The following is a 14,018-nucleotide window of genomic DNA, read 5'->3' as shown; positions in this document are numbered from 1 at the left end:
GGCCGACTATATCATCGATAGGAAATACCTATGTCCTCGACGCAGGCCATCAGTTCCTGCGCCAGTCTCTTATAGGCCGCAGCACGCGCCACCCCGCTGCGCCACAGCAGCCCCATCTCGCGATAATGCCGCCCGCCATGGAAGGGCCGGGCGACCACGTCGTCGCCGGGGCGGATTTCCTGCCGCACATAGAGTTCGGGCAGCACCGCCAGCCCCATCCCCATGCCCGCCATCTGGCGGATCGCGTCGAGGCTGGTGCCTTCATATTCCTCCCGCACCCGGGCCCCGGCTTCCTCGGCGATCGCAATCGTCTGTTCGGCGAGCCGATAGCCGCGCTGGAGGGTCAGCAGGTCCTGCCCCGCCAGATCCTCGCGGCCGATCGAAGCGCGCGCTGCGAGGGGATGATCGGCAGCCATGGCGAGTTGGAGCGGTTCGCGGAACAGCCGCTCGACCTGTGCGCCGGGCGCAGGCAGGGGTAACTGGGCGAGGATGAGGTCGTACGTGCCGGCGGCCAATCCCTCCACCAGCGCGGCCGGGATGTTCTCCCGGACGTGCACGCGCAAGTCGTGGAACTGCTGGTGCAACCGCGCGACCAGCCGCGGCAGCAGATAGGCGCCGATGGTCGGCGTCACGCCCAGCCGGATCGTGCCGAGCAGCGCAGCATCGCCCGCGCCGGTGAGTTCGCCGAGATCGCGCACCTCCAGCAGGATGCGACGTGCCCGCTCGGCGACCTCGCGGCCGAGCGGCGTGAGGAAGGCGCGGGCACCGCGCTCGACCAGCGGTGCACCCAAAGCGTCTTCGAACTGGCGAATCGCCTGGGACAGCGAGGGCTGGCTCACCCCGCACAGCGCCGCGGCGCGGGTAAAGCTCGCTTCGCTGCCCAGCGCGACGAGATAGCGGAGCTGGCGCAGGCTGATCTGCTGTTCGAAACCGGGGGCGGCTTTCACATCCATACGGCTACACAGTGAAGCACAAGTGGCGGGGCCTCGCCTATGGTCTTTCCCGTCCGTTCTGCGCCGATGCCGCGAGCACGGCATGGGCCGTGCCGCGCGGCAGCAGCAGGTGCCGCAGCATTTCGACGTCGTTGACGACCGCAACCGGCTCCTCCGCGAGCGCAGCCTGCAACGCCGTGCGCAGCCAGGCGCTGGTGCCCGGGTGCGAAAGCACCCAGGCGATCCGGCGATCGATCGCGGCGATCTCCACCTCGGGCTCGGCCGTGCATCGGGGCGGTGCAATCTCGATCCGCATCGTCAAACCTCCTGCGCGAAGGGCTGCCACGTCAGGCCACCAGCATAGCGCGAGGCGACCCGGCCGGCATCGTCGATCGCCAGCAGGTGCAGCCAGTGGTTGTCGAACAGCGCGCGTACCCCGTCGTGCCGGGCGAGCACCTCGGCGATCGCGTTGGTCGGCGCTTCGATCACCACGGTCAGCCGCAGCGGATCATGGACCAGCTTCTCGCCGTCATGCACCGATTGCCAGGGCAGCCCGCCGCGCAGGGTGCCGCCATTGCCTTCGAGCACGCCGATCCCGCCCACGGCATTGTGGAGCAGCTTGTTGCCCGCGCCGAACACGCCCGGCGCGACGCTGGAGCCATAATATTGGAGGCTGATCCAGCTCGCCACCACCACCGGTGCGGTGAGGATCAGTTCAAGCACCGAAAGGTCGGCATCGGCCCGCCAGTCATAATCGTGGAGGAACGCCCGGCCGCCCATCGCGCGGCCCGCCGTCCGCGCACGCGGGGCGGCGATGAAGGCGCTGCACCCGGCCAGCCCCCATTCGGGGCGCACCTCGGCCCAGTCGCGCCCCCGTGCGGCGATCTGCGTGGCGCCCTCGGCCCGGGGCAGCTTGGCCGCGCGGGCGATAGCCGCCGCCACCGAGGCGCGGGCGAGCGCTTGCTTCACCTCCGCCAGGAGCGGTGTCGGCGCGTCCACATCCTGGGCGAACAGCTGGATGCGATCGCTGGTGGTGTCGTGCAGGCCGCCGATCGCAACGGTCTCGGCGGGGATCATGATCCCCCGCGCCGCCAACCCGGCCCGCACGACGGGATCGTTGAGCAGCCCCGCAAGCAGCCGTGCATTGACGTCGCCGGCATGGCCGCCGCAGGCGCCGCACTGGAGCGCGCTCGCGTGGAGATTGTTGGTCACCCCCGCGCCATGCCCCACCAGGATCAGCAGCGGCGCGAAGTCGCTGGTCAGCGACATGGCGCGAAGGATCCGCTCCGCAGCGTCGACCGCGTCATGGTGCGGCAAGGGCGGGTGGAAGCGCGGCTTGCCCTTCGCCGCCTTGGTCTCGGCCAGCCCCAGCGTGCCCTTGAGCAGCTTGGCCGCGTAGACCAGCCCGGCCGACTCCACGAAGGCGAAGGAGGACACCGCCGCCTGTTTGAACCGCCCCCAGGCACGGTCGCCGCGGGCATTGGCATGGTCGAGCGCTTCGAGATGCGGATCGCCGCCATCGTCGCTCACCAGCCCCGGCCGCAGCAGCACCGGCAGCCGCGCCTCCCCCGCGCACGCGCCGTGCGGCCGATGCGCGGTGCCGACCCCGAAGAAGCCCGCAAAGCCCTTGGTACGGATGCCCGGCGCCACCCGCTCGATCGCGGCACGGATCGGCTCCGAGCGCACGTCGATGCAAAAGGCCATCTGCGCGATCGGCGTCGCAGCGACCGGACCTTCCACCGCCGCGTGCAGCCGGTCGGCCAGCCGGCGCTGCTCGGCCAGTTCCGCCGCGTGCTGCAGGATCGCATCCACGCAGCTGTCCTGCCCCGGCCGCGCCGGTGCCTCGTACCGGCCTGCCGCTTCGGCCCAGCGCGCGCGCAGGGAAGCCTCGCCCAGTTCCCACAGCGCCGCTTCCCAGACCAGCCGGACCGCGAGCAGATCGACCAGCGTGTCGTCAGCCTCGTTGGCCAGCTCGGCCTGCCAGCCCTGGTAGCGGGCGAATTGCGCCCAGCCGCCCAGGTCCATCAGCAGCCGCTCGAAATAGCGGGCGGCCGCATCGGCCCGTAGGCCCAGCCGCGCTGTGCTGACCGCGATCGCGTCGCTCGTACTTTCCGGTGTCTCGGCGACGAAGGCGCGGAAGCCTGTCAGCCCGAAAACCTCGGGCGTGCGGTCGAGGCAGGCTTGCGCCCGCCAGCCGGGATAGGCGCCCTGCCCTTGCGGCGCGGCCCACAAGGCCTGGCCGGCGTCGAAATAGCTGCCTGCCCAGCCGCCGATCTGGTCGGCGACCACCGACGGCCAGTCGATCCCACCCGAAACCGCGGCGATCTCGGCAAGCGTGGGCAACGCCACGGGGTCGGCCGCGTCGCCGCCGATCTGGGCCAAGAACCGCTCGAAGCTATGCGGGCGCTCGATGGGCCGAGCCGCCTTCCATGCCGCGTACAGGTCGCTTTCGTAGATCGCGCTTTCGGCGATGCGGGCGCGGTACCAGGCGCGCGGCATCGTCGCCCGTGCACCGCCGCTCCGCGCCAGCCAGGCGGAGGCCTGGGCGAGGCTGCGGCCGGTGTGGCCGAGGAAGGGGTTCACCGCGACGCTGGTCGCCAGCGGCCAGAGCGGCGGGATGGCGCGGGCGGCCTGTTCGGCGGCTTCGAGGAGCAGCCCGACATAGCTGGGCTGCGGGGCATGCGATTGCGGGTCGGCACTGCGGTACATGGGATCAAGCCTTTCCGAGAACCCGGCCGCCGATCACCCGATCGAGCAGCGCGTTGACATAGAAACCGTGGGAGAGATGCGTGCGCAGGCGCTGCGCGGCGGGATGGTCGCACCACAGCGGCAGCATCGCCTGCGCCACCGCGATGCCGCCAAAGGCGACCAGCGCGACGGCGAGCAGCGCCCATTGGAAGGGCCCCGGCGCGGGCACCGCGGGCAGCGTGCCGGCGGTCAGCCACTCGACCGCAGCGTGCAGCAGGAAATAGGCGGCGGTGGCGAGGATCGCGAAGCCGAGCGTCCGCTGGAGCAGCGCGCGTGGTGCGGCGGGGCTCATGCCCTGGACGATCAGATAGGCCACGCCGAACACCAGGATCGCGCCGAGCGCCACCGCCTGGGGCGGCTTGGTCCAGGCGCCGAAACCGATCGCCAGCGCGCCGTAGAGGATCGCCGCGCCCAGCATCGCCAGCGCGACCGCCGTGCCGTCGGGCTTGGCGACCGGGCCCAGCCGCCGCGCCGCCGCGATCCGCTCGGCCGCGCCGCCCGAGGACAGGAAGGCGTGGGCTTTGTAGAGCGAGTGCGCAACGATGTGCAGCAGCGCCAAGTAGAACAGCCCCAGCCCGCACTGCATGATCATGAAGCCCATCTGCGCGACGGTCGACCAGGCGAGCTGGGTCTTGATCGCGGGCTGGGTGGGCAGCACCAGGCTGCCGAACAGCGCGGTGAAGCCGCCCAGCACCGCCAGCAGCGCCAGCGCCGCCGGGGATGCGAGCATCACGTCGGCAAGCCGGATCAGCAGGACGCCGCCGGCGTTGATCACGCCGGCATGGAGCAGCGCCGAGACGGGGGTCGGTGCTTCCATCACTTCGGTGAGCCAGCCGTGCAGGGGGAATTGTGCGGACTTGAGCATCGCGGCGATGCCGATCCCCCAGGCGGCGAGCGCCATCGCCTCGGGCGCGGTTCCGGCGCGCGCGGCGGCAAGCAGCTGGGCAATGTCGGTCGTGCCGGTTGCCCGCCAGAGGAGCACCGCCGATCCGATCAGCAGCACGTCGGCAAGTCCCGTGCTCAACGCCTTCTTGCGCGCGGCACGGCGCGCGGCGGGACGCTCGGCGTAGAAGAGCAGCAGCCGACCCAGCCCCTGCCCCGTCGCGATCCAGGCGAAGACCAGCTGCGGCAGCGTGCCCGCCGTGACCAGCAGCATCACGCTCGCCAGCGTCACCGCCAGCCAGGCGAGGAAACGGCCCTGCCGGGCTTCGCCGTCGAGATAGGTCGCGGCGAAGCGCACCACCACCCAACCGACGAAGGCGACCAGCACCAGCATGGTCATGCTCACCACGTCCAGCCGGGCCGCTACGAAGGCTTCAGCCCCCGCCAGCGCGAGCGTGCGAGGTCCGGACCAGGTGGTCCATGCGGCCAACCCCAGGGCAGCGATCAGCGCGACGAGCGCCGCGAGCGGCACGACCCGTCGCGTCCATCCCGGCCGGAACTGCCGCCCCATACCCGCCGCGACTGCCGCCGCAGCAAGGAGCCCCGGCCCCGCATTCGCCAACCACCACATGCTCACACCCGATCTCCTGTTGTGTCGGGCGGAGCGTTAGGGCTGCGCAACGATCCGATAAAATTCATTGTTTGTAGTGCAACGTTCACTTAAACAGAACGAATGCGAGACCTGAATTACAACCATCTTCGCTATTTCTGGGCGGTCGCGCATGACGGGAACCTGACCCGAACCGCCGATCGAATGGCGGTCTCGCAATCCGCGCTCTCGACTCAAATTCGCAAGCTGGAGGAGCGACTGGGCCATGCGTTGTTCGAGCGCGAAGGACGCCGGCTGGTGCTCACCGAAGCCGGCCGCATCGCGCTCGACCATGCCGACACGATCTTCGCGACCGGCGACGAGCTGCTCGAGGTGCTGCGCGAGACCGGCCGGGCTCGCCAGGCGGTGCGGATCGGCGCGCTGGCCACGCTGTCGCGCAACTTCCAGATCGGCTTCGTCCAGCCGCTGCTCCACCGCGCCGATGTCGAGCTGGTGCTGCGCTCGGGCAGCGCGGCGGAGCTGATGCAGGCGCTCGCCGCGCTCCAGCTCGACGTGGTGCTCGCCAACCGCCCGCCGGCGCGGGACGCGATCACTCCCTATCTCGCGCACAGGATCGCCGAGCAGCGGGTAAGCCTGATCGGCCGGCCCGGTATCGCGGGCGACACCAGCCTCGCCGCCCTGCTCGCTACCCAGCCGGTGGTGCTGCCGACGCTGGAGAGCAGCGTCCGCGCGGCCTTCGATTCGCTCGCTGCAACGCTGGGCGTGCGGCCCCAGATCGCCGCCGAGGTCGACGACATGGCGCTGATGCGCCTGCTCGCACGTGAAGGCGTGGGGCTGGCGGTGCTGCCGCCGATCGTGGTGCAGGACGAGCTGGCGGCGGGCAGCCTCGTCGAATTCGATCAATTGCCGCAGGTTACCGAGAGCTTCTACGCCGTCACCCTCGAGCGCCGCTTCCCCAATCCGCTGGTGGCCGAGCTGCTCCGCGCTGCGCGACGCTGAGCTAACACGCTGTTGCCGCAACCATTGTCGTGTCAGGATCGCACCGGCATTCTATAGAAGAGAATGGAAATGCGGAGAATCTGCACGGGGTGCCGCGACGGGGTCGATTTCGACATCCCCTTCGCCATGGCCTTTCAGCCGATCGTCGACACCGACACCGGCCTGCCCTTCGCCTATGAGGCGCTCGTGCGCGGTCTGGACGGGTCCGGCGCCTGCGATGTGCTGTCGCAGGTGACCGACGCCAACCGCTACGCCTTCGACCAGGCCTGCCGGGTCAAGGCGATCGAGACCGCGATGGCCGCCGGGCTGATGGCAACGGCCGCGCGCCTGTCGATCAACTTCCTCCCCAACGCGGTCTATTCCCCCGTCGCCTGCATCCAGCTGACGCTGCAGACCGCCCGCGCCGTGGCGATGCCGCTCGACCGGTTGATCTTCGAATTCACCGAGAACCAGTTGATCGCCGACCCCGAGCACGTCGCGACGATCATCGATTCGTACAAGCAGATCGGCTTCAAGGTCGCGGTCGACGATTTCGGCGCGGGCCATTCGGGGCTCGACCTGTTTGCGCGCTTCGCGCCCGATGAAGTGAAGCTCGACATGGCGCTGGTCCGCGGCATCGATCGCGAACCGCGCCGCCAGGCGATCGTCCGCGCGATGGTGGGCATGTGCAGGGAACTCGACACGCTGCTCATCGCCGAGGGGATCGAGACGGCGGAGGAAGCCGCGGTGCTGCGCGACCTCGGCGTGCGCTACCACCAGGGCTATTGGTACGCGCGGCCTGAACTCGGCGCGCTGCCGGCAATCACCCCGGGGGCCTAGTCCTGCCGCGACTTGGCCTATAGAGACACGGGTGACGCCCGCACCGGGCCCCATTTTCTGCAGGCAGTATCCATGACCGTCCTCATCAAGGAAGCCGATCTGATCGAGAGCGTCGCCGACGCGCTCCAGTACATCTCCTATTACCACCCGATGGATTATATCCGCGCGCTGGGCGACGCTTACGAGGCCGAGCAAGGCCCCGCTGCCAAGGACGCCATCGCGCAGATCCTCACCAACAGCCGGATGTGCGCCGAAGGCCATCGCCCGATCTGCCAGGACACCGGCATCGTCACCGTGTTCATCCAGTGGGGCCAGAAGTGCGTGCTGGACAGCGAGCGCTCGCTGCAGGACGTGGTCGATGAAGGCGTGCGCCGCGCGTACCTGCATCCCGAGAACCGCCTGCGCGCCTCGATCCTGCGCGATCCGGCGTTCAGCCGCGTCAACACCAAGGACAATACCCCTTGCGTGCTCAACGTCGAGATGGTCCCCGGCGACCATGTCCATGTCGAGCTGGCGGCGAAGGGCGGCGGCTCGGAGAACAAGTCGAAGTTCGCCATGCTCAACCCGAGCGACTCGATCGTCGACTGGGTGCTCGAGATGGCCCCGAAGATGGGTGCCGGCTGGTGCCCGCCGGGCATGCTCGGCATCGGCATCGGCGGCACGGCCGAGAAGGCGGTGACGCTCGCCAAGAAGTCGCTGATGGGCGACATCGACATGGCCCAGCTCAAGCAGCGGGGCCCGCAGAACGACATCGAGCGCCTCCGCATCGAGATCTTCGACAAGGTCAACGCGCTCGGCATCGGCGCGCAGGGCCTGGGCGGCCTGGCGACGATCCTCGACGTGAAGATCCTCGACTATCCGACCCACGCCGCGTCCAAGCCGATCGCGATGATCCCCAACTGCGCTGCGACCCGCCACGCGCATTTCAGCCTCGACGGCAGCGGCCCGGTCTATCTCGACCCGCCGAGCCTCGACGAGTGGCCGAAGGTGGAGTGGACGCCATCGAAGGAATCGATCCGCGTCGATCTCGACACGCTGACCCCGGAAGTGGTGGCAAGCTGGAAGCCGGGCGATCGCCTGCTGCTCAACGGCAAGATGCTCACCGGTCGCGACGCCGCGCACAAGCGCATCCAGGACATGCTGGCCAAGGGCGAGGAACTGCCCGTCGATTTCAAGGGCCGGGTGATCTATTATGTCGGCCCGGTCGATCCGGTGCGGGACGAGGTGGTCGGCCCTGCCGGCCCCACCACCGCGACCCGCATGGACAAGTTCACCGAGATGATGCTCGCCCAGACCGGGCTGATCGCGATGGTCGGCAAGGCCGAGCGCGGTCCGGTGGCGATCGAGGCGATCCGCCAGCACAAGGCCGCCTATCTGATGGCGGTGGGCGGTGCGGCCTATCTCGTGGCCCGCGCGATCAAGGGTGCGCGGGTCGTCGGCTTCGAGGATCTCGGCATGGAAGCGATCTACGAGTTCGACGTGAAGGACATGCCGGTCACCGTCGCGGTGGACGCGACCGGGGAGAGCGTCCACCATACCGGCCCGCTGGTATGGCGCGAGAAGATCGCCAAGGAGCGACTGCTCCAGCAGGCCTGAGGCCATGGGCACGCCAGACGAGACGCGATCGCGCCGCCGCGCGCGCATCACGCTGGCGTGCCTCTATCTGCTGGCGGGCGTGCTGCACCTGATGGTGCCGCGCCCGTTCCTGCACATCACGCCGGGCTGGGTGCCCTACCCCGCCCTGGTCATCGCGGGCACCGGGCTCTGCGAGATCGGGGGTGCGCTCGCGCTGCTGACGGTGCGGCTGCGCAAGCTCGCTGGCGTGATGCTGGCGCTCTACGCGCTCTGCGTGTTCCCGGCGAACCTCCAGCACGCGGTGCAGGACCTCTCGACCGGCACCGGGCTTGGCTGGGCCTATCACGCGCCGCGGCTGTTCGTGCAGCCTTTGCTCTGCTCGTGGGCGCTGTGGGCAGGCGGAGTGCGGCGCTAGAGCGTTTTCACCATGGGTGAAGACGCTCTAGATGTTTGTTTGCCGCATTTTCCGAGTCGTTGACCGTACACGGTCAACTTGAAAATGCTCTAGCCGCCGAGCGCGTCCGACAGGTGGCAGGTCTTGCCCGGCGTCAGCGCCTCGACGTGCTCGACCTGCAGGATCGAGCCGCCATCCTTCCCCTCGACATAGCGCCCGATCACCTCGCCATAGGCGGGCAGCCCGGCCTTGCGGAGCGTGTCCAGCACATGCCCGCCTGGCGCCTCGGCCAGCGCATAGCGGTTCTCGGCCAGGTCGCAGCGCCGCAGGATGAGGGCAGTGCCGTCCAGCTCCACCGTACCGATGAAGACGTCCGTGCCGTCCTGCACCGGCATTGCCGCCCCGGCAAGTGCGATCAGCATGCCGATCATAGCGGGTTGCCCTCCTTGTCGAGCAGGTCGATCTTGTACGAGCAGCCGTACAGGGTCTTGCCCGGGTGCGTCGTGGCGTTGGACACGTTCAGCGCAATGCGGGTGTGGGCGCGGAAATGATCGCCATCGGCAGGATCGGTGACGTCGCTGATCACGCGCTCGCCGAGGAACTTGCGAAACTTGATCTCTGCTTCGGCCTGCGCCCGCGTCACCTTGCCCGAGGCGACCAGCGCGTCGACCAGCCCGTCCGACCCCATCGCGTTCTCGATCTTCTCCTTGCCCGCGACGACCTCGGGATCGGGCTCGTCGAGGATCGCCAGGATGCCGCTGGAGGTGAACGCGATGCGCCGCGTGCTGTACGCCCCGGCCACGGTGATCGGGGCGGGCAGATCATATTCCTTGAGCAGGAAATTGGTGGACTTCACCGGCTTCCAGCCGAGCTTGGCGGCCATCGCGTCATCGCCCGCCACGGCATTGGCGAAGCCGGCATAGGTCGGCGCATCGAGGCGGCAGGCGATCGCGTCGCGCACGTCGATCTTGGCGGGATCGACGTCGTCGTCCTGCACCGCGGCGGCGAACGCGGATGCCGGCAGCAGCGCGGCGAGCAAGGCGATGCGGAAGGATGGGATCTTCATGGCGGCCGGTTATTACGCTGCCGACGAGGCAACAATCGGTTCGCGCCGAAGCGATGCGCCGGCGGGGTCGTCCTATTCGGGCAGAATCCGCACCCGGCGCTTGCCCCAATAGCTGAGGTCGATCGAGAAATGCACGGGGGCGCCCTTTCGGGTCAGGATCATCTGGTCCCCGCGCCCGCCTTCGCCGGTATAGCTGAATGCCCAACCCTGCTTCTTCAGCGCCTCGCCGACCTTGAGCACCGCCGACTGGTCGCGATCGTGCCACAAGGTAATCTGGCGGAAGCCGCTCGCGCCGTCGCCGCCCGTCAGGTCGAGCGCCGCCTCATACGGGCCCTCGCCCAGCAGCATCACCCCGGAGCGACGGCAGCGCAGATGGCCGCCATCCATCTGGAGGCACTGGTCGAACCCGGCACGCTTGGCATCGGCGAGGCTGCCGCTGACCGGCAGGCCGGCATAGGCAAGCGAGGGCGGCGGCGGTGCGGGGGGCTCGCTGCTGCATCCGGCCACCAGCAGCGCCGCAACGGCGACTGCCGCGCGCACGGCGCTGCGATGATGGTGCTCTGGCCGCCGCATGTCCTTACCCCCTCGTGGGAAGCCTAGGCGGCGCCCGGCTCGGGTGCAAATGCCCGAAGGAAGAGATCGACGATATAATCGGTCTCGTCCTCGATCTCGGCATCGCTGAACTGGTGGCCCAGCATCGCCCGCTGCTGCGAGCCCATGCACAGGCTGGTCAGCGCAAACGCCGCCTTGAGCGGATCGGCGGCGCGCAGCTGCCCCTTGTGCATCGCGTCCTGCAGATGCGCCGCCAGCAGCTCGCGCGTGCGCTGCGGGCCACGGCGGAAGAAGATCTCCCCCATTTCCGGCGAACGCTCGACCTCGGCGTGGATCACCCGGTGCAGCTGGATCGCCTCGCGCGAGGTCACTTTCCGCAACAGGCTGCGGATGAACGCACAGAGCGTCGCCTGGAGATTGTCCGACGGCACCAGCAGCTGCATCACCTGCTCGCGATACTCGCGCGTCACTTCGTCCACGCAGGCGTCGAACAATTCTTCCTTCGACGCGAAATAGCTCCACAGCGTGCCCTTGGAGCCACCCAGCTCGGCCGCGATCGCCGACATGGAGACGCCGACATAGCCCTGCTCCATGAAGTGGCGCTTGGCGATGGCAAGGATGGCGGCACGCCGATCCTGTTTCCGCGCTTCGCGTTTGCCGAGACATTTAGGGGTTACGATTTCCATAACCGTACTATAGGGTACGATTTTCTATTGACAAGGCCGGAAGCCCTCTCCATCTGGAACTCGTACCCAATAGTACGGTTTTTTCCAGACCATGATGAGTCGTTTCCCAACAAGGCCCTTGTTGCTGTCTGCGGCTGCCGCCTCCGCGCTGGCCGCGTGCGCGCCGGTGCCGAACCTCGGCGCCCGGCCGGAAGTGCGCGCGGCGGACAGCTACGCCGCCAGCCAGTCGCTCGCCGGTACCGCCCAGACCCAGGCGCAGTGGCCCGTCACCAACTGGTGGACCGCCTATAACGATCCGCAGCTCAACGCATTGATGGACGAGGCCTTCCGCGGCGCGCCCAACCTGGCGGCGGCCGCCGCGCGGTTGCGCTCGGCCCAGGCCTATGCCGTCCAGGTCGGCGCCGCCCGGCTGCCGCGCGTGGATGCCAGCGGTTCGGCCGCGGCCAACCAGATCAACACCGGCGACGGGCTGCCGATCGAGATCGGATCGAACGTGCAGACCCTCGGCTATGGCACGCTCAACCTGGCCTTCGACCTGGATCTCTGGGGCAAGAACCGCGCCCAGCTCGCCGCCGCCACGTCGGAAGCGGAAGCCGCGCGGTTGGAGCTGGAACAGGCGCGGCTCGCGCTCTCGACCAACATCGCCGCCGCCTATGCCGATCTCGCCCGCCTCGCGGCCGATCGCCGGGTGCAGGAGCGCGCGCTGGAGGTTCGCCTCGCCACGCAAAAGCTGGTCACCGATCGCGTGACCAACGGCCTCGAAACCCGCGCCGAAGAGAAGCAGGCGGCCGCCGCCGTCCCCGCCGCCCGCGCGCAGCTCGCCGCGATCGACGAGGATATCGGCCTTACCCGCAACCGCATCGCCGCGCTGCTCGGCCAGGGCCCCGATCGCGGCCTGAGCATCGCCCTGCCCGCCGCGCCGACCGAGGCGCGCGGCATCCCGGCCGACGTGACGACCGACCTGATCGGCCGCCGCCCGGACGTCGCCGCCGCTCGTGCGCGGGTCGAAGCCGCCGCGAGCCGGATCAAGGCCGCGCGGGCCGATTTCTACCCGTCGATCCGCCTGAGCGCTCTCGCCGGCTATGGCGCGCTCGGCCTTGACAACCTTGTCAAAGGCAATGGCGCATCGGTGTTCCAGGCGGGCCCGGCGATCAGCCTGCCGATCTTCCATGGCGGCGAACTGCGCGGTCAATATGCCCGCGCGCGCGCGACCTATGACGAGGCGGTCGCGAACTACGACAACAGCGTCACCACCGCTTATCATGACGTGGCGGACGCGGTGACCAGCCAGAAGGCGCTGGCCACACGCCTGGCCCAGAGCCGCCAGGCGCTGGACGATTCCGAACAGGCCTATTCGATCGCCCAGCAACGCTATCAAGGCGGGCTGTCGCGATTTCTCGATGTTCTGACCGCCGAGGAGAGGGTGTTGCAGAACCGCCAGATCGTCGCCGACCTGGAAGCGCGCGCATTCACGCTCGACGTCCAGCTCGTCCGCGCACTCGGCGGAGGCTTTTCCACCAACAACGCGGCCGCTGCCGCTTCCGAGGTCAAGACCCATGGCTGATGCAGAACCCGCCATCCATTCCGCCCGCGGCGATGCCGCCGATCGCAACGAGCCGTCGCAGGCCCCCGCCCATACAGACATGGACGACAGCGAGCGCAAGAACCTGCGCAAGCGGCTGATGCTCGGCGTCGGCGGCCTCGTGCTGGTCGCCGGCCTCGGCTATGGCGGCTATTACATGGCCGTCGGCAGCCATTATGTGAGCACCGACAACGCCTATGTCGGCGCCGACAGCGCCAGCATCACGCCGATGACCGGCGGCCAGGTACTGCGCGTGGCGGTGTCGGACACCCAGGCGGTGAAGAAGGGCGACGTGCTCGTCCAGATCGACGACAGCGACGCCAGGATCGCGCTGGCCCAGGCCGAGGCGGATCTCGCCCGCGCCACCCGCCAGTTCGGCCAGACCTCGGCCACCAGCGAAGCGCTGGCCGCGCAGGTCCAGGCCCGCGAAGCCGACATCGCCCGCGCGCGGGCGCAGGTGACCGCGGCCCAGGCCGATTTCGAGAAGGCCCGCATCGACCTTTCCCGTCGCCAGAAGCTCGCCCCCAACGGCGCGGTCTCGGGCGAGGAGCTGACCTCGGCTACCAACGCCTTCCAGGCGGCACGCGCGAACCTCGAACTCGCTAAGGCCGGACTGGCCCAGGCAAACTCGACCCGCGTCGCGGCCAGCGGACAGCTGGCGGCGAATCAGGCGCTGGTCAACGGCGCCACCGCGACCACGGCACCGGAAGTGCTGGCCGCGCGCGCCAAGGTGGATCAGGCCAAGCTCGACCTCGCCCGCACCGTCATCCGCGCGCCGTTCGACGGCGTGGTCACCCGCCGCAACGTCCAGGTCGGCCAGCGCGTGGCACCGGGCGCCCAGCTGATGCTGATCGTCCCGCTCAACCAGCTCTATGTCGACGCCAACTTCAAGGAAGGCCAGCTGACCCGCGTGAAGGTCGGCCAGCCGGTCGAGCTGACCTCCGACCTCTATGGCGGCGACGTGAAGTATCATGGCCGCGTGGTCGGCTTCTCGGGCGGCACCGGCTCGTCCTTCGCGCTGATCCCGGCGCAGAATGCGACCGGCAACTGGATCAAGGTGGTCCAGCGCCTGCCGGTGCGCGTCGCGCTCGATCCGAAGGAACTGCAGGCGCACCCGCTGCGCGTCGGCCTGTCGATGGATGCCGAGATCGATACCTCGGCCAAGTAAGGAAC

The 14,018-nt window shown here is 69.1% G+C and carries 14 protein-coding genes; 6 read left to right on the top strand and 8 right to left on the bottom strand.

What is annotated here, in order from left to right; genetic code table 11:
• Positions 1–11: 11 nt before the first annotated feature.
• From GGR89_RS18080 to GGR89_RS18065, 4 genes are read right to left on the bottom strand one after another with little or no spacing between them, the layout of a single operon-like run.
• Positions 12–953: a hydrogen peroxide-inducible genes activator gene (locus GGR89_RS18080; RefSeq protein ID WP_125974829.1), complete on the bottom strand. Its 942-nt coding sequence runs from the start codon at positions 951–953 to the stop codon at positions 12–14.
• A 37-nt stretch (positions 954–990) separates the two neighbouring features.
• Entirely contained in the window at positions 991–1,248 is a 258-nt protein-coding gene (locus GGR89_RS18075) for a hypothetical protein (RefSeq protein WP_125974831.1), read from the bottom strand.
• A 2-nt stretch (positions 1,249–1,250) separates the two neighbouring features.
• Positions 1,251–3,641: a YbcC family protein gene (locus tag GGR89_RS18070; RefSeq protein WP_125974833.1), complete on the bottom strand. Its 2,391-nt coding sequence runs from the start codon at positions 3,639–3,641 to the stop codon at positions 1,251–1,253.
• A 4-nt stretch (positions 3,642–3,645) separates the two neighbouring features.
• Positions 3,646–5,193, bottom strand: coding sequence for a proton-conducting transporter transmembrane domain-containing protein (locus GGR89_RS18065; protein WP_125974911.1), 1,548 nt, complete (start codon positions 5,191–5,193; stop codon positions 3,646–3,648).
• Between the two features lie 102 nt (positions 5,194–5,295).
• On the opposite strand from GGR89_RS18065, the gene GGR89_RS18060 reads away from it, so the two are divergent.
• The 4 genes from GGR89_RS18060 (at position 5,296) to GGR89_RS18045 (ending at position 8,980) form a co-directional block, all read left to right on the top strand.
• Positions 5,296–6,171 carry a LysR family transcriptional regulator gene (locus GGR89_RS18060; RefSeq protein WP_125974835.1) on the top strand — a complete coding sequence of 292 codons (876 nt, stop codon included), beginning with the start codon at positions 5,296–5,298 and terminating at the stop codon, positions 6,169–6,171.
• Between the two features lie 69 nt (positions 6,172–6,240).
• Positions 6,241–6,990, top strand: coding sequence for an EAL domain-containing protein (locus GGR89_RS18055; protein ID WP_206434279.1), 750 nt, complete (start codon positions 6,241–6,243; stop codon positions 6,988–6,990).
• A gap of 72 nt (positions 6,991–7,062) precedes the next feature.
• A complete protein-coding gene (locus GGR89_RS18050; RefSeq protein ID WP_125974837.1) occupies positions 7,063–8,586 on the top strand; it encodes a fumarate hydratase in 1,524 nt (507 codons plus the stop codon).
• Positions 8,587–8,590: 4 nt separating this feature from the next.
• Positions 8,591–8,980 (top strand): DoxX family protein, encoded by a 390-nt coding sequence (locus tag GGR89_RS18045; RefSeq protein WP_125974839.1) that lies wholly within the window; start codon positions 8,591–8,593, stop codon positions 8,978–8,980.
• Between the two features lie 89 nt (positions 8,981–9,069).
• Here the strand turns inward: GGR89_RS18045 and GGR89_RS18040 are convergent, their stop codons facing one another.
• The 4 genes from GGR89_RS18040 to GGR89_RS18025 form a co-directional block, all read right to left on the bottom strand.
• Positions 9,070–9,390 carry a hypothetical protein gene (locus GGR89_RS18040; RefSeq protein WP_125974841.1) on the bottom strand — a complete coding sequence of 107 codons (321 nt, stop codon included), beginning with the start codon at positions 9,388–9,390 and terminating at the stop codon, positions 9,070–9,072.
• Positions 9,387–10,025 carry a hypothetical protein gene (locus tag GGR89_RS18035; RefSeq protein WP_125974843.1) on the bottom strand — a complete coding sequence of 213 codons (639 nt, stop codon included), beginning with the start codon at positions 10,023–10,025 and terminating at the stop codon, positions 9,387–9,389. Before GGR89_RS18035 ends, GGR89_RS18040 begins: the two co-directional genes overlap by 4 nt.
• Before the next feature lie 72 nt (positions 10,026–10,097).
• The gene (locus tag GGR89_RS18030; RefSeq protein ID WP_125974845.1) at positions 10,098–10,598 is read right to left on the bottom strand and encodes a hypothetical protein; all 501 of its coding nucleotides are present in this window, start codon (positions 10,596–10,598) and stop codon (positions 10,098–10,100) included.
• 23 nt (positions 10,599–10,621) lie between these two features.
• Positions 10,622–11,263: a TetR/AcrR family transcriptional regulator gene (locus GGR89_RS18025; protein WP_125974848.1), complete on the bottom strand. Its 642-nt coding sequence runs from the start codon at positions 11,261–11,263 to the stop codon at positions 10,622–10,624.
• 118 nt (positions 11,264–11,381) lie between these two features.
• Here GGR89_RS18025 and GGR89_RS18020 point away from each other — a divergent pair, with 118 nt between their 5' ends.
• Both GGR89_RS18020 and GGR89_RS18015 read left to right on the top strand, forming a co-directional pair.
• Positions 11,382–12,827, top strand: a complete 1,446-nt coding sequence (locus GGR89_RS18020) for an efflux transporter outer membrane subunit (RefSeq protein WP_241213461.1) — start codon at positions 11,382–11,384, stop codon at positions 12,825–12,827.
• Entirely contained in the window at positions 12,820–14,013 is a 1,194-nt protein-coding gene (locus tag GGR89_RS18015; protein ID WP_125974849.1) for an HlyD family secretion protein, read from the top strand. Before GGR89_RS18020 ends, GGR89_RS18015 begins: the two co-directional genes overlap by 8 nt.
• The last annotated feature ends 5 nt before the right edge of the window (positions 14,014–14,018 follow it).

Origin of the sequence: Sphingomonas trueperi, from assembly GCF_011927635.1 — a bacterium.
GTDB lineage: Bacteria > Pseudomonadota > Alphaproteobacteria > Sphingomonadales > Sphingomonadaceae > Sphingomonas > Sphingomonas trueperi.
The sequence above is the reverse complement of the archived record's forward strand: the minus strand, read 5'-3'. Positions and strand labels throughout refer to the sequence as shown.